This is a genomic window from Xanthomonas sp. LMG 12460 (genome assembly GCF_009192895.1).
Taxonomy (GTDB): Bacteria; Pseudomonadota; Gammaproteobacteria; order Xanthomonadales; family Xanthomonadaceae; genus Xanthomonas_A; species Xanthomonas_A sontii.
Genome location: NZ_NKUH01000042.1, coordinates 1 through 22,984 on the forward strand (window position 1 = coordinate 1; position 22,984 = coordinate 22,984).

The 22,984-nt window shown below is 69.9% G+C and carries 19 protein-coding genes; 8 read left to right on the forward strand and 11 right to left on the reverse strand.

Features of this window, described 5'->3' with window-relative positions; all coding sequences use genetic code 11:
* Positions 1-290 precede the first annotated feature (290 nt).
* Positions 291-3,068, reverse strand: coding sequence for a TonB-dependent receptor (locus CEK66_RS09665; RefSeq protein WP_170268175.1), 2,778 nt, complete (start codon positions 3,066-3,068; stop codon positions 291-293).
* Between the two features lie 295 nt (positions 3,069-3,363).
* Here CEK66_RS09665 and CEK66_RS09670 point away from each other — a divergent pair, with 295 nt between their 5' ends.
* A complete protein-coding gene (locus tag CEK66_RS09670) occupies positions 3,364-4,386 on the forward strand; it encodes a sugar kinase (RefSeq protein ID WP_152236779.1) in 1,023 nt (340 codons plus the stop codon).
* A gap of 351 nt (positions 4,387-4,737) precedes the next feature.
* On the opposite strand, the gene fabV is transcribed toward CEK66_RS09670, so the two are convergent.
* From fabV to CEK66_RS09685, 3 genes are all read right to left on the reverse strand, one after another.
* Positions 4,738-5,943, reverse strand: coding sequence for an enoyl-ACP reductase FabV (gene fabV / locus CEK66_RS09675; RefSeq protein ID WP_152236780.1), 1,206 nt, complete (start codon positions 5,941-5,943; stop codon positions 4,738-4,740).
* Between the two features lie 353 nt (positions 5,944-6,296).
* Positions 6,297-6,929, reverse strand: a complete 633-nt coding sequence (locus CEK66_RS09680; RefSeq protein ID WP_017910062.1) for a response regulator transcription factor — start codon at positions 6,927-6,929, stop codon at positions 6,297-6,299.
* Positions 6,926-8,023, reverse strand: a complete 1,098-nt coding sequence (locus CEK66_RS09685) for a histidine kinase (RefSeq protein ID WP_152236781.1) — start codon at positions 8,021-8,023, stop codon at positions 6,926-6,928. The genes CEK66_RS09680 and CEK66_RS09685 overlap by 4 nt, the downstream gene beginning before the upstream one ends.
* Before the next feature lie 224 nt (positions 8,024-8,247).
* Between CEK66_RS09685 and CEK66_RS09690 the strand changes: the two genes are divergently transcribed.
* The 4 genes from CEK66_RS09690 (at position 8,248) to lldD (ending at position 11,374) form a co-directional block, all read left to right on the forward strand.
* Positions 8,248-8,829, forward strand: a complete 582-nt coding sequence (locus CEK66_RS09690; protein WP_051067643.1) for a PEMT/PEM2 methyltransferase family protein — start codon at positions 8,248-8,250, stop codon at positions 8,827-8,829.
* Positions 8,830-8,839: 10 nt separating this feature from the next.
* Positions 8,840-9,295: a DUF2214 family protein gene (locus CEK66_RS09695; protein ID WP_152236782.1), complete on the forward strand. Its 456-nt coding sequence runs from the start codon at positions 8,840-8,842 to the stop codon at positions 9,293-9,295.
* 104 nt (positions 9,296-9,399) lie between these two features.
* A complete protein-coding gene (lldR, locus tag CEK66_RS09700; protein ID WP_051064775.1) occupies positions 9,400-10,200 on the forward strand; it encodes a transcriptional regulator LldR in 801 nt (266 codons plus the stop codon).
* 13 nt (positions 10,201-10,213) lie between these two features.
* A complete protein-coding gene (gene lldD / locus CEK66_RS09705; RefSeq protein ID WP_152181213.1) occupies positions 10,214-11,374 on the forward strand; it encodes an FMN-dependent L-lactate dehydrogenase LldD in 1,161 nt (386 codons plus the stop codon).
* A gap of 42 nt (positions 11,375-11,416) precedes the next feature.
* Here the strand turns inward: lldD and CEK66_RS09710 are convergent, their stop codons facing one another.
* Both CEK66_RS09710 and CEK66_RS09715 read right to left on the reverse strand, forming a co-directional pair.
* The gene (locus CEK66_RS09710) at positions 11,417-12,403 is read right to left on the reverse strand and encodes a Ku protein (RefSeq protein ID WP_152236783.1); all 987 of its coding nucleotides are present in this window, start codon (positions 12,401-12,403) and stop codon (positions 11,417-11,419) included.
* On the reverse strand, positions 12,403-12,798 hold the full coding sequence (locus CEK66_RS09715) for a hypothetical protein (RefSeq protein ID WP_152236784.1): 396 nt from the start codon (positions 12,796-12,798) through the stop codon (positions 12,403-12,405). The genes CEK66_RS09710 and CEK66_RS09715 overlap by 1 nt, the downstream gene beginning before the upstream one ends.
* A 158-nt stretch (positions 12,799-12,956) precedes the next feature.
* Here CEK66_RS09715 and CEK66_RS09720 point away from each other — a divergent pair, with 158 nt between their 5' ends.
* On the forward strand, positions 12,957-13,259 hold the full coding sequence (locus tag CEK66_RS09720) for a hypothetical protein (protein WP_153751418.1): 303 nt from the start codon (positions 12,957-12,959) through the stop codon (positions 13,257-13,259).
* 229 nt (positions 13,260-13,488) lie between these two features.
* Here CEK66_RS09720 and CEK66_RS09725 read toward each other — a convergent pair whose 3' ends face one another.
* From CEK66_RS09725 to adh, 3 genes are all read right to left on the reverse strand, one after another.
* Positions 13,489-13,884: a DUF779 domain-containing protein gene (locus CEK66_RS09725; protein ID WP_152236786.1), complete on the reverse strand. Its 396-nt coding sequence runs from the start codon at positions 13,882-13,884 to the stop codon at positions 13,489-13,491.
* Positions 13,884-14,912, reverse strand: coding sequence for an alcohol dehydrogenase AdhP (adhP, locus tag CEK66_RS09730; RefSeq protein WP_148828231.1), 1,029 nt, complete (start codon positions 14,910-14,912; stop codon positions 13,884-13,886). Before adhP ends, CEK66_RS09725 begins: the two co-directional genes overlap by 1 nt.
* Positions 14,913-15,038: 126 nt before the next feature.
* The gene (adh, locus tag CEK66_RS09735; RefSeq protein WP_017914593.1) at positions 15,039-16,568 is read right to left on the reverse strand and encodes an aldehyde dehydrogenase; all 1,530 of its coding nucleotides are present in this window, start codon (positions 16,566-16,568) and stop codon (positions 15,039-15,041) included.
* A gap of 247 nt (positions 16,569-16,815) precedes the next feature.
* Between adh and CEK66_RS09740 the strand changes: the two genes are divergently transcribed.
* Both CEK66_RS09740 and CEK66_RS09745 read left to right on the forward strand, forming a co-directional pair.
* A complete protein-coding gene (locus tag CEK66_RS09740) occupies positions 16,816-18,714 on the forward strand; it encodes a sigma-54-dependent Fis family transcriptional regulator (protein ID WP_152236787.1) in 1,899 nt (632 codons plus the stop codon).
* Between the two features lie 341 nt (positions 18,715-19,055).
* Complete coding sequence (locus tag CEK66_RS09745; protein WP_152236788.1) at positions 19,056-19,820, forward strand: SDR family oxidoreductase; 765 nt, start codon at positions 19,056-19,058, stop codon at positions 19,818-19,820.
* A gap of 121 nt (positions 19,821-19,941) precedes the next feature.
* Here CEK66_RS09745 and CEK66_RS09750 read toward each other — a convergent pair whose 3' ends face one another.
* Together CEK66_RS09750 and CEK66_RS09755 are read right to left on the reverse strand one after the other, a co-directional pair.
* Entirely contained in the window at positions 19,942-20,361 is a 420-nt protein-coding gene (locus CEK66_RS09750; RefSeq protein WP_017910076.1) for a hypothetical protein, read from the reverse strand.
* Positions 20,362-20,801: 440 nt separating this feature from the next.
* A complete protein-coding gene (locus CEK66_RS09755) occupies positions 20,802-22,928 on the reverse strand; it encodes a TonB-dependent receptor (protein WP_193312613.1) in 2,127 nt (708 codons plus the stop codon).
* Positions 22,929-22,984 lie beyond the last annotated feature (56 nt).

Below are 22,984 nucleotides of genomic sequence, written 5' to 3' on the forward strand. Positions count from 1 at the left end.
CGGCGTCAGCCGCGACGCGCGATGCCGGCACATCCTGTGGCAATCGCGGAGAGCCGATGGACGCAAGCAGGTGCACCGCCTTCGCCTTCAGGCGACGCCACACCCCAGGACCGATCGCCGACACACCACCGCCGGCGCCCACCGCGCTGCCGCACATTGCCTGTTTCATCTCGCTCCTTTGCGATCGGCGCGCACCGTGGCGGCGCGCGTCGATCTCCCTCCCCGGCCCGCAAGTATGCGGGCAGCGGGGCGTTGCCGATGTCGCAGCGCGGCACCGGCGAACGCAGTCTTCAGAACTTGTAACGCACCCCGATCGCGTACTGGCGGCCGGTCTCGCTGTAGGTCAGCGGCAGCTGCGCGCCGGTGGCGCTGGTCTGCACCCACTCGTAGTACGGCACATTGGTCAGGTTCGACCCTTCCAGGCTGATGTCGATCTTCTCGTCGATCTTGTAGGTCAGCTTGGCGTCCACGACATTGGTGCCGCGCATGCCGTGCATGTCGAAGCCGGTTTCCGTGGCCGGCACCTGGGTCAGGTAGCCGTCGCGGTGGGTCAGCGACACGCGGCCGCTGAAGCGCTCGCCTTCGTAGAACAGCGTGGCGTTGTACGAGTTCTTGGACAGGCCGGTGAGGTCGGTGTTGAACGACAGCGCGCCGGTGCCGGTGACGTACTGGATCTTCGACTGCACGTAGGTGTAGTTCAGCTGGGTGCCGAAGTTGGCCCACTTGCCCGGCAGGAAGCTGAAGGGCTGGATGTAGTTGAACTCCGCGCCCTTCAGCTTGCCGCCCGGGGTGTTGAGCGGCACGCTGAAGACGAAGTCGTCGGTGGCCGCCGCGCCGGTGCCGTCGAGCAGGCTGACCGGCAGGCCGCTGCTCGAGTACGGGGCGATGGTGCGCGCGGTCTGCACGAAGCTGTCGATGTCCTTGTAGAACAGCGCCAGACCGAGCATCGCGCCTTCCTGCAGGTACCACTCGAAGCCGAGGTCGGCGGTCTTGGCGCGGATCGGATCCAGGTTCGGATTGCCGCCGCTGACCGTGCGTGCGCCGCCGGCGACGGCGACCGTCACGCCCGGGGTCAGGCTGCCCAGGCCCGGCCGCGTCATCACCTTGGCGGCGCCGAAGCGGATCAGGAAGTCCGGGGTGATCTCGGCGACCAGGTTCAGCGACGGCAGGGTGTCGTGGTAATCGCGCTCGACCGTGGTGTTGATCAGGTTGGAGCCGACCAGGGCGTAGCCGGTGGAGGACTGGTTGGTCTTCACGTAGCGCACGCCGATGTTGCCGGAGAACGGGATCGCGCCGATGTCGAAGGCGAAGTCGCCCATCAGCCAGGCGCCGCGGTCCTTCTCTTCCACGCTGCGGGTGTTGACCGCGCGCTCGGTCAGCGTCCAGGTGCCGGTGCCGCTGTAGATGCCCAGCGCATCGGCGATGCCGTTGAGGTCGGGCACCGCCCAGTTCGACGGCGTGCCCTCGATGCCCTTGAGCCCGGCCAGCGTCACCAGGTTGACCGGCACGATGCGGTTGCCGGTGGCGAAGGTCGGCACGCTGGTCTCGGACGCGCGGCGGAACTCCTTGGTGTCGAAGCCGTAGTTCTTGGCCAGCACGCCGCCCTTGAGGGTGAAGTTGGTGCCCAGGTTCCACTCGAAGTTAAGCGAGCCGGTGTCGAAGCTGTTGTTGGCCGACTGCGGACGCATGCGCACTTCGGCCAGGGTCCAGCCGTTTGCGGCGGTCGGGTCGATGCCGTAGTTGAACACCGGCGAGGTGTAGCTGTTGCGGTAGTCGTAGCTGTAACCGGCGACGTTGTTCTTGTCCATGATCACCGTGGTCTGGATCGGGTTCCGGTGCTTGGAACTGGAGGTGCCGATCTCGCCGGTGATCTTGAAGGTGTCGCTGAAGCGGTGCTCGCCGTTGAGGGTGAGCTGCTTGAAGACCGTGTTCCACTCGTCGTGGCGGTTCTCCGAGCGGATGTCGGTGTTGTCGAAGCGACCGTACAGCAGCGCACCGGAGGCCGGGTCGACGTAGCCGTCGCGCACGATCATGTCCGGCTTGCCGTTCTGCGAACGGCCGCGGCTGAAGCTGATCGCCTCGATGTAGTGCTCGTCGCGCTTGGCATCGATCTTCGAGTACAGGCCGTCCAGCGAGAACTCGGTGCTGTCGTTGGGCTTCCACTGCAGCGAGCCGGTCACGCCCAGGCGGTTCTGCTCGTGCTCCATCTGCGTGTAGCGCGGGATGCGCGGGCTGAACACGTTGGCGCTGTTGGCCGCGGCGAACGGCGAGGTGGGGCTGTAGCCGTTGTTGCTCGGGCCGTTGGCCCAGCGCGTGGTGCCGCTGCCTTCCTCGAGCACCTGGCGCTCGGAGTAGGCCACCGACATCAGCGCGCCGAAGGTGCCGTCGGCCCAGGTGTTGGCGACCAGCGCGGCGATGCGCGGATCGGCCTTCTGCGACATGCCGTTGTAGGTGGCCTGGCCGTTGGCGGCGAAGGTGAAGCCGTCGTAGTCGAACGGCCGCGCGGTGCGCAGGTCGACCGTGGCGCCCAGCGAGCCTTCCTCGACGTCGGCCGAGGCGGTCTTGCGCACCACCATCTGGGTGAACAGGTCCGAGGCGAACACGTTGAAGTCGAAGCCGCGGCCGCGGTTGGTGCCGCCGCTCTGGTCGCTGGCGCCGACCGTGGTCAGCGCTTCCATGCCGTTGATGCGCACGCGGGTGAAGTCCGGGCCGAGGCCGCGCACGGAGATGTTGCGGCCTTCGCCGGCGTCGCGGGTGATGACCACGCCGGGGATGCGCTGCAGCGATTCGGCCAGGTTGGTGTCCGGGAACTTGCCCACGTCCTCGGCGACGATGGCGTCGACCATGCCCTTTTCGGCGCGCTTGATGTCCAGCGCCTTCTCCACGCTGGCGCGGTAACCGGTGACGACGACGGTGTCGAGCTCGGTGGTGGCATCGGCCGAGGCCGCGGCGGGCGGCGCGGCCGCCGGCGCTTCCTGTGCCTGCAGGGCACCGGCCTGCAGGGCCAGGCCGATCGACAGCGCGAGCAAGGTAACCGGTGTCTTCCGGCGTTCGGTACGTGATTGCATGTCCTCCCCTCCCAAGGGTTACATGACGGCGTGGAACTGCGGGCGTTGTCGCGAATGACACCGCTGGTCAAAACCAACGTTAACAGTTGCGAAACATCCCGGCATCTTGCAGCGCAACAGAGTGCCCGGCGACCCGAGGGTCTTTGCAGTCAATGAGATAGCGCAGGATCGCGACATCGGCCAGTGCCGAAGCGCCTGCTGCCGCACAAAAATGACACCGCTAGTCACTTTTTCTGGTCGGCGTTTGCATTTCGCGGCATGCTTGGCGTCCCTTCGGCTGCCGGACCCGCTTGCCATGACCGTTTCCCGCATCGTCTGCTTCGGCGAACTGTTGCTGCGTCTGGGCGCGCCCGGCCACGAACGGCTGCTGCAGACGCCGCGGCTGGAGGTGCAGGTGGGCGGTGCCGAGGCCAACGTGGGCGTGGCGCTGGCGCATTTCGGCCACGCCGTCTCGGCGGTCAGCGTGCTGCCGGACAACCCGCTGGGCCAGGCCGCGGCCGGCGAACTGCGCCGGCATGGCGTGGACACCAGCGGGGTGCGCTTCGTACCCGGGCGCATGGGCCTGTACTTCCTCAGCACCGGCGCCGGGCACCGCCCCAGCGAGGTCACCTACGATCGCGCCGGCTCGGCCTTCGCGCTGGATGCGGGCGACCGGCACGACTGGCCGGCGCTGCTGCACGGCGCGCAGTGGCTGCACCTGTCCGGAGTGACCCCGGCGCTGGGCGAACGCGGCGCGGCCGCGGCGCTGGCGGCCGCGCAGGCGGCACGCGCGGCCGGGGTGCGGGTGTCGTTCGACGGCAACTACCGCCCCAAGCTATGGGAGGCCTGGAACGGCGATGCGCCGGGCATCCTGCGCCAGCTGCTGGCGCAGGCGGACGTGCTGTTCGCCGACTACCGGGACCTGGAGGTGGTGCTGGGCCACCGCTACCCGCAGGACAGCGTGCAGGCGCGGGTGGAAGCGGGCGCGCGCGACGCCTTCGCCGCATTCCCGCAGCTGCAGGCGATGGCCTGCACCCAGCGCGTGGCGCACAGCGTGGACCGGCACAGCCTGGGCGCGATGCTGCTGCGCCGCGACGGCAGCGTCGCGCAGGCGCCGGCCGAGGAGCTGAGCGGCATCGTCGACCGCATCGGCGGCGGCGACGCCTTCGCCGCCGGCGTGCTGCACGGGCTGAGCCGCGGATGGGACGACACCGCGACGATCCGCTTCGGCCTGGCCGCCGGCTGCCTCAAGCACACGCTGCCGGGCGACGTGCTGGCGCTGAGCGAGGCCGAGGTGCAGGCCTGCGTGGGGGCGACGCGGTTCGATGTGAGGCGGTGAAGCCGGGAGTGGGGAATGGGGAGTGGGGAATCGTAGAAGCGCTGGCGCTTCGGGGTTTGCGTGCGGATTGGCGTTGCGCTGTGGCGTTTTTTGTCTTGATGGTGTGCGGATAGTCCCGGCGTCGCGGCTTCGGTTTTCGCGGCTGAAGCCCCTCCTACAGCAGATGCCGCGGGGATGGATGAGGTCTTTGTGGGAGGGACTTCAGTCCCGACGCGATTCGGTCGACGTGCCGCCACCGCTGCCTCGCCGTCACCGCAAAAGAAAACGGCCGACATCGCTGCCGGCCGCATGCTCTGTCCGGGATCCGGGATCAACACGACGCCCGAATCCCCACTCCCGAATCCCCGCTCCTCAGAGCTCCACGCAATCGAACTTGACGTCCGGGTCGACCTCGGCGTCGTAGTCCACGTCCTTGCGCTCGAAGCCGAACAGCTTGAGGAACTCGTGCTTGTAGCCGGCGTAGTCGGTGAGCTGGAACAGGTTCTCGGTGGTCACCTGCGGCCACAGCGCCTTGCAGGCGTCCTGCACGTCGTCGCGCAGTTCCCAGTCGTCCAGGCGCAGGCGGTTCTCGTCGTCGGTGGCCGCGGGCTGGCCGTCCTCGCGGTACAGGCGTTCGCGGAACAGGCGGTCGGCCTGTTCGATGGTGCCTTCGTGCAGGCCCTTTTCCTTCATGATCTTGTAGACCATGGAGATGTACAACGGCATCACCGGGATCGCCGCGCTGGCCTGGGTCACCACCGATTTCAGCACCGCCACGTTGGCCGCGCCACCGTGAGCCTGCAGGCGCGCGTGCAGGCGCTGCGCGGTCTGGTCGAGGTCGACCTTGGCCTTGCCCAGCGCGCCGTGCCAGTAGATCGGCCAGGTGATCTCGGTGCCGATGTAGCTGAAGGCCACGGTGCGCGCGCCCGGGGCGAGCACGCCGGCGGCGTCCAGCGCATCGATCCACAGTTCCCAGTCCTGGCCGCCCATCACGGTAACGGTGTCTTCGATCTCCTGCTCGGTGGCCGGCTCGATCGAGGCCTCGATGATGGCGTCCTTGTTGGTGTCGATGGCGGTGGCGGTGTAGGTCTGGCCGATCGGCTTGAGCGCCGAGCGCTTCACTTCGCCGGTGCCCGGCAGCTTGCGCACCGGCGAGGCCAGCGAATACACCACCAGGTCGACCTGGCCGCCCATGTCCTGCTTGATCAGTTCGATGACCTTGGCGCGCGCCTCGTCGGAGAACGCGTCGCCGTTGATCGACTTGCTGTACAGGCCGGCGGCCTTGGCCTGCTTGTCGAAGGCGGCGGCGTTGTACCAGCCGGCGGTGCCGGCCTTCTTCTCGCTGCCGGGCTTTTCGAAGAACACGCCGAGGGTGGCGGCGCCGAAGCCGAACGCGGCGGTGATGCGCGAGGCCAGGCCGTAGCCGCTGGACGCGCCGATCACCAGCACGTTCTTTGGCCCGTCGTGGCGCACGCCGCGCGCGCGCGTGGCGGCGATCTGCTCGAGCACGTTGCGCTCGCAGCCGAGCGGATGCGTGGTGGTGCAGATGAAACCGCGGACTTTCGGATGGATGATCAACGTGAATTCCTCGTCGGCACAATGCCCGCGGCATCTTAATGTCTGCGGCGGGTGTGCAGAAGTCCCGGTGGCAGCACACGGCGGGGTATGGAGCGTACTGCGGGCGTGCGCGCGCGTTCGGATGGGTCGCGTCGCGACTGAGGTCGCTCCCACAGGGGCGGCGTCGCGGCGGCGGATGTCGTGCTGGCTGGAGGGAAACAGCTGATCGGCGAGCCGCAATCGCGCCATCGGTTGTCGCGGCTGAAGCCGCTCCTGCGGCAGGCCGCGGCACGGCACGGTCGCACCGTTGTGGGAGGGACTTCAGTCCCGCCGCGCTGCCGGTGGACGTCGCAGCGCCACCGCTGGTGCACGCATCAGATGATGCGCAGGGTGATCGCCTTGAGCACCGCGCGGGTGCGGTCGCGGGTGCCGAGCTTGTCGAGGATGGTGGAGACGTAGTTCTTCACCGTGCCCTCGGCCAGGAACAGGCTGCGCGCGATCTCCTTGTTGGAGTAGCCGCCGGCGAGCAGGCGCAGGATCGCCACTTCGCGTTCGTTGAAGGTGTCGCGCGGGGCGTCCTCGTCGCGGTAGCGGTAGCGCGCACGCACCGGGTCGGTGCTGACCGGCTGCAGCAGGGTCTCGCCGGCGGCCACGCGCGCGATCGCCTCGCGCAGGTCCTCGGGCGCGGCGTCCTTGAGCAGGAAGCCCTGCGCGCCGGCGGCGGTGGCGCGCAGCAGCAAATCGGATTCGTCGAAGGTGGTGAGCAGCAGCACCGGCGTGCGGTCGCCGCGCGCGCGCAACTGCTGCAGCGCCTGGATGCCGTCCATGCCGGGCATGCGGATGTCGCTGAGCACTACGTCCACCGGCGTGGCCGCCACCACGTCGAGCAAGGCCTGGCCGTCGTCGGCCTCGCAGGCGACGACGATGCCCTGGGTCTGCAACAGCGCGCGCAGGCCCGCGCGCACCAGCACCTGGTCGTCGGCCAGGGCGATCCGCAGCGCGCTCACAGCGGCAGCCTCGCGCTCAGCTGCATGCCGCCGAGCGGCGTGCGGCCCAGTTCCAGGCGCCCGTGCAGCGCGGCCAGACGCTCGCGCATGCCGGCGATGCCGTTGCCCTCGCGGATGCGCTCGGCGCGGTGGCCATCGTCCTCGATGTCCAGGCACAGCTGCTGCCGATCCTGGCCCAGGCGCACCCGCACGTGTGCCGCGTCGGCGTGCCGGGCGGCGTTGGTCAGCGCTTCCTGCACCAGCCGCAGCAGGGTCTCGGCCAGGTGCGGATCGGTGATGCGCAGCGCCGGATCGATCTGCAACTGCAGTTGCGGCCGCGGGAACGGCGCGGCCAGGGCACACAGCGCGGTCTCCAGGTCCACCCCGCGGTCGTCGCGCAGCGACTGCACCACCGCGCGGATGTCGGCCAGCAGCTCGCCGGACAGTCGCTCCACCGTCGCCACCTCCGTGCGTTGCGCCAGCGCCGGATCGGCCAGCAGCAGGCGCAACTGGATGCGCAGGGCGGTGAGCTTGTGTCCGGCCACGTCGTGCAGTTCGCGCGCCAGGCGCAGGCGCTCGGCATCGCGGGTGCTGTCGGCGAGCAGCGCACGGGTGGCCAGCAGGTCGGCGTTGACACGCGCCAGCGCCTCGCGCGCCAGCTCGGCAGTGCGCGCGTAGTGCGCGCTGAGGCCGGCGAAGGCGTGGAAGCCGGCGTAGATCAGCGTGGTCAGCAGCGGATGCCTGATGCCGGCGGCGGACAGCGCCAGGAAGGTGCCCAGGTTGGCCAGCAGCGCCAGCGCCAGCACTGGGCGCGGCGGCCATTGCAGCGCCACCTGCGCGACCACCACCACCAGCAGCACCGGCGCGGTGCCGACGTGCGGCTCCAGCCAGACCAGGGCCATCGCCGCGGCTGCCTCGACCCACAGCGCGACATCGCGCCAGCGCCCGGGCAGATAGTGCGCGCCGAGCAGCGGCAGCAGGAACAGCGCCGCCGCAGTCCAGCGCCAGGCCACCAGCGCATGCGGCGCGAACTGGAACGACCACAGCACGGTGGCCACGGTCAGCAACCCGGCCAGGCGCTTGGGTTCGATCAGGTCGCGCAGGAATCGGTTCATGCGGCCGATGCTGACCGCGTGCCGACGCCGCGGCAATGGGGCGGGCGCAGAAAGTGACTTCCGGCAGGCGGACGGCATGACCAGCGGCCACTGCCGCGCCACCCCGATGGCGCCACACTGCGTCCATGCCCTGCCGGGTGCCGGACGATCGGCACGCAGGACGGGCCCGGTTCATCCACCCTGCCACGCAATGCGTGGTGCACGCCGCCACGAGGAACACCGTCATGCTCCTGACCCTGCGCCATCCGGATCTGCTGTTCATGCTGCTCGGCCTGGGCTGGGGCGCGTACGAGATGCTGCTCAGCCGCCGCCGTCGCGCCGCCGATGGCGGTGCGCGCGACCAGGGCACGCTGCGCCTGCTGTGGCGCGTGCTGTACGGCGCGGTGGCGCTGGGCGCGCTGCTGTCGCTGCTCGGCGTGTGGCGCTATGCGCCGCACCTGCGCGAACCGCTGCGCTGGTTGGCCTGCGCGCTGCTGGCCGGCGGGCTGGCGCTGCGGCTGTGGTCGATCCGGGTGCTGGCGCGCTGGTTCACCGTCGACGTGACCATCCAGGAAGGCCACCGCCTGGTCCGCCACGGGCCGTACCGCTATCTGCGGCATCCCTCCTACACCGGCGCGTTGCTGGCGTTCTACGGGCTGGCGCTGGGCATGGGCAACGTGCTGTCGCTGCTGGCGATCGTGCTGCCGGTGACCTGGGCATTCCTGCGCCGCATCCGAGTGGAGGAAGCGATGCTGACCCAGGCCTTTCCCGAGGAGTATCCCGACTACGCCGCACACAGCTGGCGGCTGCTGCCATGGGTGTGGTGAGGCCGCCGCGATGGCGCTGCGCGACCTGATCCTGGCCAGCCTGCACCACCTGGCGATGCTGCTGCTGATCGCCGCGCTGGTGGCGGAATGGACCCTGCTGCGTGCGCCGCCGGACCACCGCCAATTGACGCGGCTGGTCCGCGTCGACGCCGGCTACGGGCTGGCCGCGCTGCTGATCCTGGCGATCGGTGCCCTGCGCGTGCGCTACGGGCTCAAGGGCGCCGGTTACTACCTGCACACCCCCTGGTTCTGGGCCAAGCTCGGCACCTTCGCGGCGATCGGCCTGCTCTCGCTGGTGCCGACGCTGCGCCTGCTGGGCTGGCGCCGGCAGGCGCGGCTGCTGCCGACCTGGTCGCCGAACGCGGCGCAGGTGCGGACGCTGCAGCGGTTGATCGGGGTGGAACTGGGCCTGTTGGCGGTGCTGGTGGTGCTGGCCGCGGCGATGGCACGCGACGGCACGCTCTGATTGGTATTACCAATTTAGGCGACTCGCAGCGTTGCAACCATTGACGTCGCGTAATCCAAGGCGCCTAATGGCCACACCATTCGCGCCCCCGCCAGTTTATTGGTATGACCAATAGTCTTAAAGCTGCCGCTACTGCCGCTGCCGGCGAGTCCCCTGCCCGGCTCAGCGACCGGGTCGCCGCGCAGTTGCGCACGCTGATCGCGCAACGCGGCCTGGCGATCGACGCGCGCCTGCCCGCCGAGCGGACCCTGGCAGCGGAGCTGGGCGTGTCCCGCCCGGTGCTGCGCGAGGCCATCGCCCAGCTCGCCAGCCAGGGGCTGCTGCGGGCCCGGGTGGGCGGCGGCACCTACGTGCAACGGCCGCCAACCCCGGAAGACCAGGTGGTGGCGCCGCTGCAGCCGTTCCTGCCGTTGCTGCACGCCGACCCGGAGTACCGTTTCGACGTGCTGGAAGCGCGCCACGCGCTGGAAGGCGCCACCGCCTGGCATGCGGCGCTGCGCGCCACCGACGACGACCGCGCGCGCATCGAGGCGGCCTACGAGGCGCTGCTGCAGACCCATGCGCAGGCCGATGCGGCGGCGCAGGCGCACGCCGACGCCGATTTCCACCTGGCCATCGCCGAGGCCACCCACAACCGGGTACTGCTGCAGGTGATGCGCGGGCTGTTCGACCTGCTGCAGGCCAACATCTCGCAGAGCCGGCAACAGCTGTTCGAATCGCCGCGCATCTTCTCCGCCCTGCTCGCCCAGCACCGCGCCCTGCGCGACGCGATCCTGGCCGGCGACCCCGAACGCGCCCGCGCCGCCGCGCACGCCCACCTGGAATTCGTGCACAGCGCGCTGCGCACCCTCGACGAGGACGATGCGCGCCGCGCCCGTGCCTCGCGCCTCCCCTCCTCTCCCTGACCGCCCTGCCCCCATGATCATTTCCGCCTCCACCGACTACCGTGCCGCCGCGCAGCGCCAGCTGCCGCCGTTCCTGTTCCACTACATCGACGGCGGCGCCTATGCCGAGCACACCCTGCGCCGCAACGTGTCCGACCTGAGCGACATCGCCCTGCGCCAGCGCGTGCTGCGCGACATGTCGGCGCTGGACCTGCACACCGAGCTGTTCGGCGAACGCCTGGCCTTGCCGGTGGCGCTGGGGCCGGTGGGCCTGACCGGCATGTACGCGCGCCGCGGCGAGGTACAGGCGGCCAGGGCGGCGGCGGCCAAGGGCGTGCCGTTCACCCTGTCCACGGTGTCGGTGTGCCCGATCGAGGAAGTGGCGCCGGCGATCGACCGGCCGATGTGGTTCCAGCTGTACGTGCTCAAGGACCGCGGCTTCATGCGCAACGCGCTGGAGCGGGCCAAGGCCGCAGGCGTCACCACCCTGGTGTTCACCGTGGACATGCCGGTGCCGGGCGCGCGCTACCGCGACGCGCATTCGGGCATGAGCGGCCCCAACGCGCCGCTGCGGCGCATGCTGCAGGCCGTCACCCATCCGCGCTGGGCCTGGGACGTGGGCCTGCGTGGGCGCCCGCACGACCTGGGCAACATCTCCACCTACCGCGGCCATCCCACCGGGCTGGCCGACTACATCGGCTGGCTCGGCGCCAACTTCGATCCGTCGATTTCGTGGAAGGACCTGGAGTGGATCCGCGAGTTCTGGACCGGGCCGATGGTGATCAAGGGCATCCTCGATCCGGACGATGCGCGCGATGCGGTGCGGTTCGGCGCCGACGGCATCGTCGTTTCCAACCATGGCGGGCGCCAGCTCGACGGCGTGCTGTCCAGCGCGCGGGCATTGCCGGCGATCGCCGATGCGGTGAAGGGCGAGCTGAAGATCCTGGCCGACTCCGGCGTGCGCAACGGCCTGGACGTGGTGCGCATGCTGGCGCTGGGCGCCGACACCGTGCTGCTCGGCCGCGCCTTCGTCTACGCGCTGGCCGCCGCCGGCCAGGCCGGCGTGGAGCATCTGCTGAGCCTGATCGAGAAGGAGATGCAGGTGGCGATGACCCTGACCGGTGCCAAATCGATCGCGGCGATTTCGCGCGAGTCGCTGGCGCAGGTGACGCGCGAGGCGATGGTCTCGGCGTAAAGCCGGTCGCGGCGACCCTGGCGCCGCCGCGACCGACCTGCTCTACCCGGCCTTGCGTCGCGCCGGGGCCTTGCGCGCAGCGGGCTTGGCCTTGGTCGCCGCTGGTTTCGGTTTGGCGCGCGTCGCCTTCTTGGCCTTGCCGGCCGCGCTCTTGGCCGGCTTGCCGCTCTTCTTCGCCGCGGTCTTGCGCACCGGCACGCGCTCGTCCTGCCTGGCCGGCGTGCGCTTCTTGGCCTCCAGGCTCTTCTGCAGCAGCGACATGAAGTCGACCACGTTGGTGGTTGCGTCCTCGCGCTGCGGCGCCTCGGCGTCCTCGTCGACCTGGGTGGTGCCCTCCTGCGCCTTGATCCGTTTCTGGATCACCGCATGCAGCCGCTCGCGGAATTCGTCGTGGTAGGCGTCGGGATCCCAACGCCCGGACATCGAGTCGATCAGCTGCGCCGCCATCTCGGTTTCCTTGGCGCTGATCCGGTAGTCGGCGGCCTTGCCGCCGGGCAGCGTGTAGTCGTCCAGGTCGACCAGTTCCTGCGGGTAGCGCAGCAGGATCAGCACCAGCGCATCCTGCAGCGGCATCACCGCCGACAGATACTCGCGGGTGCGGATCACCACCCGCGCGATACCGACCTTACCGGTACTGCGCAGGGTCTCGCGCAGCAGTACGTAGCCCTTCTCGGCCTTCTTGCCCGGCACCAGCACGTAGGGTTTCTCGAAATAGCGCAGGTCGATCTCGGCGGCGTCGACGAAGGCCTCCACTTCCACCGTCTCGTGGCTTTCCGGTGCGGCCGAGGCGATGTCCTGCTGCTCGACCACCACGTAGTTGCCCTTGCTGTATTCGTAGGCTTTGACGATGTCCTTCCACGGCACTTCCTCGCCGGTGTCGGCGTTGACCCGCTCGAAGCGGATCGGGCGCTTGTCGCGCGCGTCGAGCATGCGGAAGTGCAGGTCGATCCGGCGTTCGCCGGACATCAGCGACACCGGCACGTTGAGCAGGCCGAAGGACAGCGTGCCGGTCCAGATCGGGCGCGGCATCAGTGCGGCTCCACGCCGGCGGCCTGCGCCGGCAGATGATCCAGCGCCTGCCAGGCATCCTCGATCACCTGCCGCGCCTGGGTCCAGTCCAGCCGCGAGTCGCCACGCATCAGGTCCCAGTGCGCGGCCAGTTCGTCTTCGGTCTCGGCGCCGGGCCCGCGCGGCCAGCCGCGTGCATGGGTCTGCAGGGCGAAGGCGTAGGCCGGGCACAGGTCGCGCCACGGCGTGCGGTGGCGGGCGCGGCGCTGGCGGTAGTCGGCCAGGCTGTAGCGGCGGTAGTCCGGTGCGTCGTGCGGACGCAGTGCCGCACCACGGCGGCGCGGCGGCGGAGCGCTCGGCAAGGGATCCAGATGGGCGTTGAACAGCAGCGGGTCGGGGCGGTCGCTGGGGCGCATGGCAGGGCTCCGGGCGGCAACGGCGGCGGGGGGACGCGCAGCAGTAGCGCTGCCGCCGTTAGCGACCCGTGACCGATCCGTGGAGGATGCGCGATTCGCAATGGCTTCACCGCGCCGGCGGTGAACTGGACCTCCGCCATTCCCTGGAGGAACCGGACATGTCCACGCCCACCGATCCGCTGCGTCAGGCCGCGCCCGTCCCCGGCGAACAGCGCGGCAAGCGCCAGACGCAGGACCGCGAAGACCGCGGCGCCGGCGACCGCCCCGAGACCATCGTCGAACACGAACCGCGCACCGGCGAGAACCGCCCTGCCCCGCGGGACACGCCAGCGCACTCCACGCCGGACACCGCGCACGGACGGCATGCCGACGCCAACCAGGACGAAGCCCTGGAAGAGACCTTCCCCGCCAGCGATCCGGTGTCGCCGTTCGTGCCGGCGAAGGCGCCGAAGGCGTCGTAGCGCATCGAAGTCTGACGTCCTACCAGCATCGGTGTGTAAGTGACTTCAGGGCACCTCAAAAAATCTCGACTGCAACATCAGCCGCGACGAGCGACATCATCGGCGCGTCCGACTGCACTGCAGTCGGGACTGAAGTCCCTCCCACAAGGAGGGGCGGAGGGCAGCGCTTCCATCGACACGATCGGAAACACGGTGCAGAGAAACGCGCTGCACCGCGTGCCTTCCGCCACTACACCTTTCCCGCCGCCTCCAGCGCGGCGTACTCGCTGTCGCTGAACAGCCGCGAGCGCACCAGGAAGCGCACGCCCTCGCCGTTCTCCAGCGAGAACATGCCGCCGCGGCCGGGCACGACGTCGATGATCAACTGGGTGTGCTTCCAGTAGGCGAACTGCGACGGGCTGATGTAGAACGGCGCCTCGCCGATCTCGCCGAGCAGCACGTCGCGGTCGCCGACGATGAAGTCGTCCTGCGGGTAGCACATCGGCGAGGAACCATCGCAGCAGCCGCCCGACTGATGGAACAGCAGCGCGCCGTGCCGCGCCCGCAGCTTGGCGATCAGCTGCAGGGCCGGCAGCGTCGCCAGCACCTGCGGCGGCAGCGCGTCAGCGGGCGCGGACGCGTCCATCAGGCGGCCATGTCCAGGACGATGCGGCCTTCGATCTTGCCGGCGTGCATGCGCGCGAACACGTCGTTGACGTTGTCCAGAGTGTCGGTGGCCACGGTCGCGGCGACCTTGCCCTGCTCGGCGAATTCCAGCGATTCCTGCAGGTCCAGGCGCGTGCCGACGATCGAGCCGCGCACGGTCACGCCGTTGAGCACCATGCCGAAGATGTCCAGCGGGAACTGGCCCGGCGGCAACCCGTTGAGCGAGACGGTGCCGCCGCGGCGGACCATGCCGATGGCCTGCTCGAACGCCTTCGGCGAGACCGCGGTCACCAGCGCACCGTGCGCGCCACCGATCTCCTTCTTCAGGTACGCGACCGGATCGGTGGTGCGCGCGTTCACCGTCACCGTCGCGCCCAGACGCGTGGCCAGCGCCAGCTTGGCGTCGTCCACGTCGACCGCGGCCACGTTCAGGCCCATCGCCTTGGCGTACTGCACGGCCATGTGGCCGAGACCGCCGATGCCGGAGATCACCACCCAGTTGCCGGGCTTGGTGTCGGTGACCTTCAGGCCCTTGTACACGGTCACGCCGGCGCACAGGATCGGCGCGACCTCGACGAAGCCGATGTTCTTCGGCAGGTGGCCGACGTAGTTGGCATTGGCCAGGGCATATTCGGCGAAGCCGCCGTTGACCGAGTAGCCGGTGTTCTGCTGCGCCTCGCACAGGGTTTCCCAGCCGCCCAGGCAATGCTCGCAATGGCCGCAGGCCGAGTACAGCCACGGAATGCCGACGCGATCGCCTTCCCTGACGTGGTCCACGCCGGCGCCGACCGCCACCACATGGCCCACGCCCTCGTGGCCGGGGATGAACGGCGGGTTCGGCTTCACCGGCCAGTCGCCCTCGGCCGCATGCAGGTCGGTATGGCACACGCCGCAGGCTTCGATCTTGACCAGGATGTCGCCGGCCTGCGGCCGCGGCACCGTCACTTCCTCGATCACCAATGGCTTGCCGAACTCACGCACCACGGCGGCTTTCATCGTCTTGTCCATCGCAACGCTCCTGAGAAAAACGGGTCCTGTCACCATCGCGCGACCGGCGACGGAGTGCCTTGATCCAGATCAGTTCGCAGGCGGACGACGGCACGCCGGCAGCGTGCCGCCGCCCTGCCCGGCGGGTCAGAAGAAGCCCAGCGCCTTCGGCGAGTAGCTGACCAGCAGGTTCTTGGTCTGCTGGTAGTGGTCGAGCATCATCTTGTGGTTCTCGCGGCCGATGCCCGACTGCTTGTAGCCGCCGAACGCGGCATGCGCCGGATAGGCGTGGTAGCAGTTGGTCCACACCCGCCCGGCCTGGATCGCGCGGCCCATGCGGTACAGCCGCGCGGCATCGCGGCTCCACACGCCGGCGCCCAGCCCGTACAGCGTGTCGTTGGCGATCGCCAGCGCGTCCGCCTCGTCCTTGAAGGTGGTCACCGACACCACCGGGCCGAAGATCTCCTCCTGGAACACGCGCATCTTGTTGTGCCCCTTGAACACCGTCGGCTTGACGTAGAAGCCGCCGGCCAGCTCGCCATCCAGCGCGTTGCGTTCGCCGCCGATCAGCACCTCGGCGCCTTCCTGCTTGCCGATGTCGATGTAGGACAGGATCTTCTCCAACTGCTCGCTGGAGGCCTGTGCGCCGACCATGGTGTTGGGATCGAGCGGATTGCCCTGCTTGATCGCCGCCACCCGCTTGAGCACCTTCTCCATGAAGCGCTCGTAGATCGATTCCTGGATCAGCGCGCGCGACGGACAGGTGCACACCTCGCCCTGGTTGAAGGCGAACAGCACGAAGCCTTCCACCGCCTTGTCGAGGAAGTCGTCGTCCTCGGCCATCACGTCGGCGAAGAAGATGTTGGGCGACTTGCCGCCCAGCTCCAGCGTCACCGGGATCAGGTTCTGGCTGGCGTACTGCATGATCAGCCGTCCGGTGGTGGTCTCGCCGGTGAAGGCGATCTTGGCGATGCGCGGGTTGCTGGCCAGCGGCTTGCCCGCTTCCAGGCCGAAGCCGTTGACCACGTTGAGCACGCCCGGCGGCAGCAGGTCGCCGATCACTTCCATCAGCACCAGGATCGAGGCCGGGGTCTGCTCGGCGGGCTTCATCACCACGCAGTTGCCGGCGGCCAGCGCCGGCGCCAGCTTCCAGCACGCCATCAGCAGCGGGAAGTTCCACGGGATGATCTGGCCGACCACGCCGAGCGGTTCGTGGAAGTGGTAGGCGATGGTGTCGTGGTCGATCTCGGAGATGCCGCCTTCCTGGGCGCGCACCGCGCCGGCGAAGTAGCGGAAGTGGTCCACGCACAGCGGCACGTCGGCGTTGAGCGTCTCGCGCACCGGCTTGCCGTTGTCCCAGGTCTCGGCATAGGCCAGCAGCTCCAGGTTCTGCTCGATGCGGTCGGCGATCTTCAGCAGCACGTTGCTGCGCTCGGTGCTGGAGCTCTTGCCCCAGGCGTCCTTGGCGGCGTGCGCGGCGTCCAGCGCCGCCTCGATGTCCTCGGCGTTGGAGCGCGCCACCGCGGTGAACACCTTGCCGGTGATCGGCGTGCTGTTGTCGAAATACTGCCCGCTCTTCGGCTCCACCCACTTGCCGCCGATGAAGTTGCCGTAGCGCGACTTGAAGATGGACTGCGGATCGGTGGCATGCGGCTTGGCGGTGCTGACGGCATTCATCGTGGTGTCTCCTTCGGCGGTCGAGAAGGACAGGGCAGGCCCGTCCGGGTAGCTGCACAAGCGCAAGTCCGATGCCAGGTTTTGCGTGCTGCGCCGCGTCACCCGGTCGCACCGCGACACACCGACGCACCCCCTGCGGTTTTGCTGCGTCGCGTCACGTCTGTCGATTGCGCCGCGCCTGCGGATGTGCTGTTTATCGGAACACCCGTATCACCAGGTGTCGCAATCTGCGACAGCGGAGCCGGACATGGCGCAGCACCCCTCGCAACACCAACTCGGCCAGGCCCGGCGGGCCTTCTTCGAACGCGGCGGCGCGCCGGTCGGGCAGGTGCCCGACACCATCCTGCAGTCGTGGCAGCGCTGCCAACGCCTGGGCCTGGCCGCGGACGCGAAGCCCGCGATCGAACCGCTGGAAGCCTCGCGCCTGCGCGCCCTGCGCGAGGCGCACGAGCGGCTGTGGCGGCTGGCCCGCGCCGAACTGGAAGGCCTGGCCGGCGACGCTGCGGCCACCGGCAGCATCGTGCTGCTCACCGACGAGGCCGGCTGGATCCTCGACGCCGAAGGCAGCCCGCGCTTCCTCGACAAGGCGGGCAGGGTGGCGCTGATGCCCGGCGCATGCTGGAGCGAACCCCAGGTCGGCACCAATGCGATCGGCACCGCCATCGTCGAAAGCCGTTCGGTGGAAGTGCGCGGTGGCGAACACTACTTCGCCCCGCACCAGATCCTCAGTTGCGCCGCGGTGCCGATCTTCGATCCGTACGGCGCCCTGGCCGGCGTGCTCGACATCTCCGGCGACGCCAGCGTGCAGCACATGCATGCGCTGGCACTGGCGCGGATGGCGGTGGCCAACATCGAACACCGCTATTTCGACGACGGCATCCCCGGCTGCGAACTGCTGCGCGTGCACCACGACCCGGCGCTGCTCGGCACCGCACGCGAGGCGCTGCTGGCCTTCCGCAACGGCCGCCTGGTGGCGGCCAACCAGGCCGGGTTGCGGCTGTTCGGGCTGGAACGTCACGAACTCGGCCGCGCGCCTTACGAAGCGCTGTTCGAAGAGCCGCTATCGCGGCTGCGCCAGCAGGGCAGCGTGTTCGACCTGCAGGGGCGGGCGCTGCACGGACGCATCGACAGCCCGGCCGACGATCGTCCGCGGCGACGCCCGCAGCAGGCGCCGATCACCATAACCGCGTCGTCGCGGCCTTCGGCGGCGGCGGCGTCCGAGGCGCCGCTGTTCGACACGGCGCAGGAACTGGCGCTGGAACGCGCGCGGCGCGTGCTCGATGCGCAACTGCCGGTGCTGGTGCAGGGCGAGACCGGCACCGGCAAGGAAGTGTTCGCGCGCGAATTGCACCGGCGCAGCGCCCGCGCCGGGCGCCCGTTCGTGGCGGTCAACTGCGCGGCGCTGCCCGAGGGGCTGATCGAAGCGGAACTGTTCGGCTACGAGGATGGCGCCTTCACCGGCGCGCGCAAGCACGGCAACCCGGGCCTGCTGCGCCAGGCCGACGGCGGCGTGCTGTTCCTGGACGAAATCGGCGACATGCCGCTGGCCTTGCAGCCGCGGCTGCTGCGCGTGCTGCAGGAACGCGAACTGCTGCCGCTGGGCGGCGGCAAGCCGGTGAAGCTGGATTTCGCCCTGGTCTGCGCCACCCACCGCGACCTGGACGCGGCGATGGCCGAGCAGCGCTTCCGGCCCGATCTGTACTACCGCATCGCCCACCACTGCGTGCAGGTGCCGGCACTGCGTGCGCATCCGGACCGACGCGCGCTCGTCGCCGAGCTGTGGGCGCGGCTTGGCCAGGGCAGGCGCCTGACCGAGGCCGCCCTGGCGACGCTGAGCGCCTACGCGTGGCCGGGCAATCTGCGCCAGCTGGTGGCGTGCCTGCGCACCCTGGTGGCGTTGAGCGAAGCGGATGCGCTGGTCGATATCGACGCCTTGCCGGCCTATCTGCCCGGCGTGCGCGCGGGAGAGCAGGGCAGCAACGGCGGCACCGCGATGCCATTGCCCGATGCCGACCTCGACAGTCTCGCGCTCGGCGCCATGCGCCAGGCCCTGGATGCCTGCAACGGCAACGTCTCGCAGGCCGCACGCCGGCTCGGCATCAGCCGCAGCACGCTGTACCGGCGGCTGCAGTTGGGGACGCACTGAGGCGGCATATCGCCGGCTGCGCCTTACGCGGTCGTCGACGTCGCACGTCCCGTAGGAGCGGCTGCAGCCGCGACACGGCGTTATCGGTCATGTCAGTCGCGGCTGACGCTGCTCCTACAGCGCAGCGCGGTTTCCACCGAATCGCAACAACGCGCGCGGCTGGAGCGCCCTTTCGCCGCGACAGCCCTCCCACAGACCCCTCGTCGGTTGGAAGCCGCTCTCGCATCCACAGCCTCTTTCGCACGGAACACATCGCCCACGACTGCCGCGTCCGAACACGGCGAGCAGCGCGCGGTGCTGCCGGCGATGCTCCAGGCTCCTTCGCAACCATGGAGCTTCACATGCAACGCTTGCACGGCAAGATCGCGCTCATCACCGGCGCCAGTTCCGGCATCGGCCACGCCGCCGCGCACCTGTTCGCGCGGGAAGGCGCCTGCGTAGTACTGGGCGCGCGCCGCGGTGCGCTGCTGCAGACGCTCGCCGCGGAGATCGAGGACGCCGGCGGTCACGCCGCGTGGCTGGCCGGCGACGTCCGCGAGGAGGCCTATGCGCAGGCGTTGGTGGCGCTGGCGAACACGCGCTTCGGCGGGCTGGACATCGGCTTCAACAATGCCGGCACCCTGGGCACGCTGGTGCCGACCACGCAACTGCAGGTGCAGGCCTGGCGCGACGCGCTCGATACCAATCTCAGCGGCGCGTTCTTCGGCGCCAAGCATCAGATTCCGGCGATGCTGGCACGCGGCGGCGGGTCGCTGATCTTCACCTCGACCTTCGTCGGCCACACCGTCGGCTTCCCGTGCACCGCCGCCTATGCTGCCAGCAAGGCCGGCCTGATCGGCCTGACCCAGGCGCTGGCAGCGGAGTTCGGGCCGCAGGCGATCCGAGTCAACGCCTTGCTGCCGGGCGGCACGCACACGCCGATGGCGGAGGCGATGAACGGCACGCCGGAAGCGCTGGCGCAGGTCGCGCAGCTGCATGCGCTCAAACGCCTGGCGCAGCCGGACGAACTGGCGCGGGCCGCACTGTTCCTGGCCTCGGACGAGGCCGCGTTCGTGACCGGCAGCGCGATGCTGGTCGACGGCGGGGTATCGATCATGCGCAGTTGACGCGGACGGCGGTCGCGATGTCGCCGCGCCCGCCCGCTGCGGGGCGAGGCGCACGCTCGCCACCGCGGCAATGCCCGGCCGCTGCCGACGTCGCGACAGCAGCGGCCGGGCATGCGATCGCTCAGTCGTAGCTGTTGTTCATGCACGGTGAGCTGACCGGCGTCAGCACACTGAAGCTGCTGGCGTACAGCGCGATGATGCAGGTCCCCGGCGCATCGCTCTGCACGTAGTTGCATTGCTTGCTGTTGCGACTACGCGAGCTGCCGTCGCTCATCTGGAACGACAGGTTCCAGTAGTCGTTGGAGCCGGTCTGCGCCCGCAGCGGCACGGAGGCGATCGTACCGCCCGGCGGCAGCGACGCCGAAGCGGCCGGATCCATGTAGTTGCCGCAGGTGTGCTTGACGCTGACGTTGTTGATCGTCTGGCCGGTGCAATTGACCACCGTGAAGGTGCCTTGGTACGGCGTGGCGCTGACGCCTTCGGCCAACGCGGGTTTGCTCTTGGTGCCGGCGTTGTCGCGGCTGTCGTCGGATGTGCTCATGGTGCGTCTCCTGGAGAGGCGTGGCGGTATGCGGGGGTGGCATTACGCTAGCGCCGCCGCGAAGAACGCCGCCAGCGTCCGCCGCCGGTTCGCGTAGACAGGTGCAGTGCGTTTGGTAGACGACTTGCATGCGCGGCGCAGCGCGTAGACGCGCGGCACCTGGCGTTCGCTCAAGCCAGGCGCGGCATCGCCTCCGATGCTTCACACGCGGCTGCCAGGCGCCTTCTTCCGCAGTGCCGCTATCGCGTTCGCCTCGCGCTGCATCTGCGCCCCGCACTTGCCGTCGTTCGACGGGTGCAGATGCTGATGGACGCGTCGACCGTCATCGGCGAACAGCTGCGGCAGGCCATCGCCGAGTGGTCGCCAGAACCAAGCGGGTGCGCAGCCGCCTCGCCACGCAGCCGCGAGCGAAAGCTAGCCCGACCGGCAGGCGTTCGCGGCTAGTGCGGCAAGTCCCACTGCAAGCCGACCGTGTAGCTGCGGTCGGGGCCCGGCTCGTAGTAACGGCCGTTGCCGTCGTTGACGATGACCGAGCCGATGTAGCGGCGATCGAACGCGTTGTCGATGCGCGCGAAGGTGCGCAGGGTGCCGTGCGCGGTGGTCCAGCGCCGCGCCGCTTCCAGGTTGAGCAGGGCGTAGCCGGGCGCGGCCTCGCTGGCCAGGTCGTTGACCACGGTGTCGCCGGCGGCCACGCCCTCCACCGCGAATTGCCAGGCGCGCGGCTGCCACTGCCAGCGCGCGAACAGTTGCTGCTGCGGCACGCCGGGCAGGCGCGTGCCGGCGGCCACCACCGCGGTCGGCGTCGCGCAGCCGCTGCTGGCGCAGGTCAGGTAGGCCTGGCGCACCGTCGCCTGCAGCCAGGTGTAGGCCACCTGCAGTTGCGCACTGGCGCCCAGCGGCAGGGTCACGCTGGTCTCGGCGCCCTGGCGGCGGGTGCGGCCGATGTTGCGATAGGTACTGCGGCCGTTGGTGTTGCTGGCCACCGCCAGCTCGTCCTCGGTGGTGGCGCGGAACAGCGCCGCGTCCCAACGGGCGCCGGCGGCGTTGCGCCACTTCGCGCCCAGTTCCAGGTTCTGGCTGCGCGCGGCGTCCAGGTCCAGCGCCAGGCCGGCGCCGCCGTCGCGGCGGTAGCCCAGCTCGTTGAAGGTCGGGGTCTCGAACCCGCGCCCGGCCGAGGCGTAGAGCCGCAGGTCGTCGGTGACGCGGAACACCAGCCCGGCCACCGGCGTGGTCGCCGCATAGTCGGTGCGGCCGCTGTCGTCGGGATTGCGGCCGACGATGTAGGCGTCGTTCGAGCGGAACCGCACCTGGCTGTGGCGCAGCCCGGCCAGCAGCGACCAGCGCTCGGCGAACTGCCACCAGGCCTGGGCGAACTGGTCCACGTTCTCCACCCGGTCATGCTGGTCGCGGCGCAGCCGACCCTTCACCCCCAGCGTGCTGCCGACGAAGTTCTCGTAGCCGGTGCGGTGCTGTTGCTGGCGGTCGGCATTGGCGCCGACGGTGAACTGGAACGGGCGGCCGCCCAGTTCGCCCTGCCAGGCCCAGCGCGCGTCGAGGCCGCCGTAGTCGCCGTCCAGGTCGATCACGCCGCCGGCATTGAGCGGGTTGCTCTGCGCGCCCACCGGGACCGAGAGGTATTGGGTGACGTCGCGGCGCCCGGCGTAGCCCATCAGCCGCCAGGTCTGCTGGTCCACCTGCTGGGTGAAGATCGCGCCGGCCTGCACCTGGCGGGTGGACTTGCGGGTGTCGAACTGGCCGGCGGCGGCAGTGGCCTGGCGCGGGTCGGCGGCGACCTGGGCGCGGCTCAGGCCCAGCGGATCCTGCGCATCGGGCGCCTCCAGCGCGTTGAGCAGCAGGTCCAGGCGCCGCCCGGGCGCCAGGTCGATGCCGATCTTGGCGTTGAAGGTGGTGCGCTGGGCGCGGCTGTGGTCGCGGTAGCCGTCGGTGCTGAAATGGGTGGCCGCCAGGTTGTAGTGGACGTCCCCCTGCTGGCCCAGCGCCTGCGCGCTGAGGGCAGCGGTGCCGTGGCTGCCGATCGCACTGCGCAGCCGCCACGGATCGTCCGGCTGGCCGTCGGCGCTCCACAGCTGCACCACGCCGCCGGAAGAGTTGCCGTACAGCGCCGAGAACGGCCCGCGCAGCACCTCGACGCGCTCGCTGCCGAACAGGTTGAAGTTGGACAGCTGGCCCTGGCCATCCGGCATCGTCGCCGGGATGCCGTCCAGCAGCAGGCGAACGCCGCGTACGCCGAACGCCGAGCGCGCGCCGAAGCCGCGGATCGACAGCTGGGTGTCCTGCGCATAGTTCTGGCGATCGCGCGCGAGCAGGCCGGGCACCCCGACCAGCGCCTCGGACGCCTGTATGCCGAGGCGGTCGCTGTCGCCCAGGCCGGTCGTGGTCAGCGACGCCGGCAGGTCGAAATCGGCCACGCCGCCGACGCGGGCGGCCTGGACCTGGAGCACTGGCAAGGTGGTGGCCGGATCCTCGCCGGGAGCGGCGTGGACCAGGGGCGACAGCGCCAGGGCGCAGGCCCCGCAGAGCAGGGCGGAGGGCAGGGAAGATGACATGGCCCATCATCGCCCAACTGCCGCCCGGCCGCACCCGTCCAAGCGCGGCAGCGTTT

Bases quoted from the DNA above. Each gene is read 5' to 3' on its own strand.
- CEK66_RS09665 (WP_170268175.1), bottom strand. From the start codon at position 3,068: ATGCAATCACGTACCGAACGCCGGAAGACACCGGTTACCTTGCTCGCG.
- CEK66_RS09670 (WP_152236779.1), top strand. From the start codon at position 3,364: ATGACCGTTTCCCGCATCGTCTGCTTCGGCGAACTGTTGCTGCGTCTG.
- CEK66_RS09685 (WP_152236781.1), bottom strand. From the start codon at position 8,023: ATGAACCGATTCCTGCGCGACCTGATCGAACCCAAGCGCCTGGCCGGG.
- CEK66_RS09690 (WP_051067643.1), top strand. From the start codon at position 8,248: ATGCTCCTGACCCTGCGCCATCCGGATCTGCTGTTCATGCTGCTCGGC.
- CEK66_RS09695 (WP_152236782.1), top strand. From the start codon at position 8,840: ATGGCGCTGCGCGACCTGATCCTGGCCAGCCTGCACCACCTGGCGATG.
- lldR (WP_051064775.1), top strand. From the start codon at position 9,400: ATGACCAATAGTCTTAAAGCTGCCGCTACTGCCGCTGCCGGCGAGTCC.
- lldD (WP_152181213.1), top strand. From the start codon at position 10,214: ATGATCATTTCCGCCTCCACCGACTACCGTGCCGCCGCGCAGCGCCAG.
- CEK66_RS09710 (WP_152236783.1), bottom strand. From the start codon at position 12,403: ATGCCGCGCCCGATCTGGACCGGCACGCTGTCCTTCGGCCTGCTCAAC.
- CEK66_RS09715 (WP_152236784.1), bottom strand. From the start codon at position 12,798: ATGCGCCCCAGCGACCGCCCCGACCCGCTGCTGTTCAACGCCCATCTG.
- CEK66_RS09720 (WP_153751418.1), top strand. From the start codon at position 12,957: ATGTCCACGCCCACCGATCCGCTGCGTCAGGCCGCGCCCGTCCCCGGC.
- CEK66_RS09725 (WP_152236786.1), bottom strand. From the start codon at position 13,884: ATGGACGCGTCCGCGCCCGCTGACGCGCTGCCGCCGCAGGTGCTGGCG.
- adhP (WP_148828231.1), bottom strand. From the start codon at position 14,912: ATGGACAAGACGATGAAAGCCGCCGTGGTGCGTGAGTTCGGCAAGCCA.
- adh (WP_017914593.1), bottom strand. From the start codon at position 16,568: ATGAATGCCGTCAGCACCGCCAAGCCGCATGCCACCGATCCGCAGTCC.
- CEK66_RS09740 (WP_152236787.1), top strand. From the start codon at position 16,816: ATGGCGCAGCACCCCTCGCAACACCAACTCGGCCAGGCCCGGCGGGCC.
- CEK66_RS09745 (WP_152236788.1), top strand. From the start codon at position 19,056: ATGCAACGCTTGCACGGCAAGATCGCGCTCATCACCGGCGCCAGTTCC.
- CEK66_RS09750 (WP_017910076.1), bottom strand. From the start codon at position 20,361: ATGAGCACATCCGACGACAGCCGCGACAACGCCGGCACCAAGAGCAAA.
- CEK66_RS09755 (WP_193312613.1), bottom strand. From the start codon at position 22,928: ATGTCATCTTCCCTGCCCTCCGCCCTGCTCTGCGGGGCCTGCGCCCTG.